At 54.8% G+C, this 4337-nt stretch carries 2 tRNA genes and 3 rRNA genes; all 5 read right to left on the reverse strand.

The annotated features are described in order from the left end of the window. Window positions 1-163 precede the first annotated feature (163 nt). A 5S ribosomal RNA gene (gene rrf / locus EU800_RS25700) occupies window positions 164-278 on the reverse strand. Window positions 279-386: 108 nt separating this feature from the next. Next, a 23S ribosomal RNA gene (locus EU800_RS25705) occupies window positions 387-3217 on the reverse strand. 380 nt (window positions 3218-3597) lie between these two features. Further along, window positions 3598-3673, reverse strand: a tRNA-Ala gene (locus tag EU800_RS25710). Window positions 3674-3691: 18 nt separating this feature from the next. After that, window positions 3692-3768: transfer RNA gene (locus EU800_RS25715), tRNA-Ile, on the reverse strand. A gap of 147 nt (window positions 3769-3915) precedes the next feature. Continuing rightward, window positions 3916-4337: ribosomal RNA gene (locus EU800_RS25720) — 16S ribosomal RNA — on the reverse strand; the annotation flags it as partial.

A 4337-nucleotide genomic window follows, 5' to 3' on the forward strand; every position in this document is an offset into this window, starting at 1 on the left:
GGAGCCGTGGCGATGACCGGTTCGAAGGGGCTGTGCGCTGGTGGGCCGGGTGATTTCGTGCGTCTGGAGGGTGTGGCCTCGAACGCAAAACCCCCGCCTGGATTTCTCCTGGCGGGGGTGTTTGTGTTCTGGATCGTATCGAGAGTTTGCGGGCTTTTTCTAGGTTTGGCGGTGACCTACTCTCCCACGTCTTGAGACGCAGTACCATTGGCGCGACGGCACTTAACGGCCGAGTTCGGGAAGGGATCGGGTGTTTTGCTCGTGCTATGACCACCAAACCGAGGAAAAGCCCGGCGATTTCCGTTTTGGGGAAGTCGCCTTACATCAGTTTGTCCAAGTCATTGGTGTGACTTCTGATTTCCAGTAGAGCCTTGCTTTTACTGGATCAAATCAAGCCTATCGGGCCATTAGTACCGGTCAACTGAGCATGTTGCCATGCTTACATCTCCGGCCTATCGACGTGGTGGTCTACCACGGCCCTCAGGGATACCTTGTTTTGAGGGGGGCTTCCCGCTTAGATGCCTTCAGCGGTTATCCTTTCCGATCATAGCTACCCTGCACTGCGGCTGGCGCCACAACAGGTCCACCAGTGGATCGTTCACCCCGGTCCTCTCGTACTAGGGGCAACTCCTCTCAAGTATCCTACACCCACGGCAGATAGGGACCGAACTGTCTCACGACGTTCTAAACCCAGCTCACGTACCTCTTTAAACGGCGAACAGCCGTACCCTTGGGACCTGCTCCAGCCCCAGGATGAGATGAGCCGACATCGAGGTGCCAAACGGTGCCGTCGATATGGACTCTTGGGCACCATCAGCCTGTTATCCCCGGCGTACCTTTTATCCGTTGAGCGATGGCCCTTCCACTCGGGACCACCGGATCACTATGGCCGTCTTTCGACTCTGTTCGACCTGTCAGTCTCACAGTCAGGCTGGCTTCTGCCATTGCACTCAACGAGCGATTTCCGACCGCTCTGAGCCAACCGTCGCGCGCCTCCGTTACGCTTTAGGAGGCGACCGCCCCAGTCAAACTACCCGCCACACAGGGTCCCGGATCCGGATAACGGACCGCGGTTAGACATCAAGCAGAACAAGGGTGGTATCTCAAGGAAGGCTCCACAGGGACTGGCGTCCCTGCTTCGAAGCCTACCACCTATCCTGCACATGTTCGGCCTAATGCCAGTGTGAAGCTGTAGTAAAGGTGCACGGGGTCTTTCCGTCTAACCGCGGGAAGCCTGCATCTTGACAGGCAATTCAATTTCGCTGAGTCGATGTTGGAGACAGCGGGGAAGTCGTTACGCCATTCGTGCAGGTCGGAACTTACCCGACAAGGAATTTCGCTACCTTAGGACCGTTATAGTTACGGCCGCCGTTTACCTGGGCTTCAATTCGGAGCTCTCACCCCTCCTTTTAACCTTCAGGCACCGGGCAGGCGTCAGACCCTATACGTCGTCTTGCGACTTCGCAGAGCCCTGTGTTTTTAGTAAACAGTCGCCACCCCCTGGTTTGTGCCCCCGGATCCAAGTTGCCTTGAACCCGGGCCTCCTTCTCGCGAACTTACGGAGGTATTTTGCCGAGTTCCTTCAACATCGTTCTCTCAAGCGCCTTGGTATTCTCTACCAGTCCACCTGTGTCGGTTTAGGGTACGGTCTGATGGAGGGCTATTTCCAGGAACCGCTCAGTTGCCCGACCAATCCGATAAGGTCGAACAACACCTGCGATCCGTCACATCCTCCTGGCCTAGGAATATTAACCTAGTTCCCATCGTCTACGCATTTCTGCCTCGACTTAGGGGCCGGCTTACCCTGCTCAGATTAGCTTTAAGCAGGAACCCTTGGACTTTCGGCGGGAGGGTCTCTCACCCTCCTTGTCGCTACTCATGTCATCATTCTCGCTCGTGATCTCTCCACCGGATGCCTTACAGCCCGGCTTCACAGAAAACCCCTTATCCTCCAATGCGTTCCGAAGAACGCTAAGGAGGATTGGAGTTATATCACACGACGCTCCGCTACCACTGCATACGCAGTCCTCAGCTTCGGCTCATGGCTTGAGCCCCGTTACATCTTCGCCGCAGGACAACTTGATTAGACCAGTGAGCTGTTACGCTATCTTTAAAGGATGGCTGCTTCTAAGCCAACCTCCTGGTTGTTTTGGTCGTCCCACCTGCTTTCCCACTTAGCCATGAATTAGGGGCCTTAGCTGGAGGTCAGGGTTGTTTCCCTCTCCACTACGGACGTTAGCATCCGCAGTGTGTCTGCCGCATAGTACTCCTCGGTATTCGGAGTTTGGTTAGGATCAGTAAGTCTGTGGGACCCCGTTACCCATCCAGTGCTCTACCCCCGAGGGTATTCGTGCGACGCTCTACCTAAATAGATTTCGCGGAGAACCAGCTATCTCCGAGTTTGATTGGCCTTTCACCCCTAGGCACAACTCATCCCGACCTTTTTCAACAGGTGTGGGTTCGGACCTCCAACAAGTGTTACCTTGTCTTCATCCTGGTCATGCCTAGATCACTCGGTTTCGGGTCTGATCCCACATACTCGACGCCCTATTAAGACTCGCTTTCGCTGCGCCTACACCTATCGGCTTAAGCTTGCATGTGAGACCAAGTCGATGACCCATTATACAAAAGGTACGCCGTCAGGACTCGAGGTCCCTCCGACTGCTTGTAGGCGCCCGGTTTCAGAAACTGTTTCACTCCCCTCGTCGGGGTGCTTTTCACCTTTCCCTCACGGTACTGGTTCGCTATCGGTCAGCAAGGAGTACTTAGCCTTCGAAGGTGGTCCTCCGATCTTCAGACAGGATTTCACGTGTCCCGCCCTACTTAATACGTACCTCAAAGCTTCCCATACGGGGCTGTCACCCGCTATGGCCTGGCTTTCCAACCAGTTCTGGTCACTTATCGGTCTCGGCTGGTCCCCGTTCGCTCGCCGCTACTAGGGGAGTATCAATTGATGTCCTTTCCTCCGGGTACTTAGATGTTTCAGTTCCCCGGGTTTGCTCTTTGAAGCCTATGTATTCAGCTCCAAAGTACCTGTTTGACCCAATTATTGATAACCCGAGGGCTAACAATAACTGAGTATCAGGTGGGTTGCCCCATTCGGAAATTCCTGGATCAAAGCTTATTCTCAGCTCCCCAGGACTTATCGCAGAGTATCACGTCCTTCATCGCCTCTTGCTGCCAAGGCATCCACCAAACGCCCTTTTCGCGCTTGATCTGATCCAGAAAGAGCAAGGCTGTTCTCATATGCGCTACCGCCTTTCGGCTACTTGAGCGCGAGATCACCTCATGGCGCCAGGCTGGTTCAACCAGCGCCTCACTTTCCGATCAGAAGTCGTACATTCCCGCTCCACATCCGAAGACGTGGAACATTTGGTTAGTGTACTTGACTTGGACAAAATTGCTGTTTCATGGCCGGCAACACAACCGGAGGCAAATCCGGCGATGCGCCATGGTATGGCCAAGAGATCATCCCCCACTGGGGCGATCAGCAATTCTGATGTTAACTCTCTATACGATGTCAATTTGTCGTCCGGTTGGACGGTAAAACACTCGAAAGTGCTTGACGGTCAAACCGGAATGTCCAGGCGGAAAGCATGGTGGAGCGTATCGGGATCGAACCGATGACCCCCTGCTTGCAAAGCAGGTGCTCTCCCAGCTGAGCTAACGCCCCAGTCACCCGAACGGGTGTTGGTGGGTCGAGGAGGACTTGAACCTCCGACCTCACGCTTATCAGGCGTGCGCTCTAACCACCTGAGCTACCGACCCAAGATACGGGCGGTAGCCCGTGCGACAATGTCATGGACTGAAGAGATATGTGGACGGCCTGGTCCGTGATGTTTGACATGCAAAGGACATGTCATTGCTAAGTGTTCCACGTTGATGGCAAGCCATCAGATCCAGGAACATCCTTAGAAAGGAGGTGATCCAGCCGCAGGTTCCCCTACGGCTACCTTGTTACGACTTCACCCCAGTCGCTGAGCCTACCGTGGCCAGCTGCCCCCTTCGAAAAGGTTGGCGCACCGTCTTCGGGTAGACCCAACTCCCATGGTGTGACGGGCGGTGTGTACAAGGCCCGGGAACGTATTCACCGCGTCATGCTGTTACGCGATTACTAGCGATTCCGACTTCATGGGGTCGAGTTGCAGACCCCAATCCGAACTGAGACAGCTTTTGGGGATTAACCCATTGTCACTGCCATTGTAGCACGTGTGTAGCCCAACCCGTAAGGGCCATGAGGACTTGACGTCATCCACACCTTCCTCCGGCTTATCACCGGCAGTTTCCTTAGAGTGCCCAGCCGAACTGCTGGCAACTAAGGACGTGGGTTGCGCTCG

Source organism: Tropicimonas sp. IMCC6043 (genome assembly GCF_004146235.1).
Taxonomy (GTDB): Bacteria; Pseudomonadota; Alphaproteobacteria; order Rhodobacterales; family Rhodobacteraceae; genus Tropicimonas.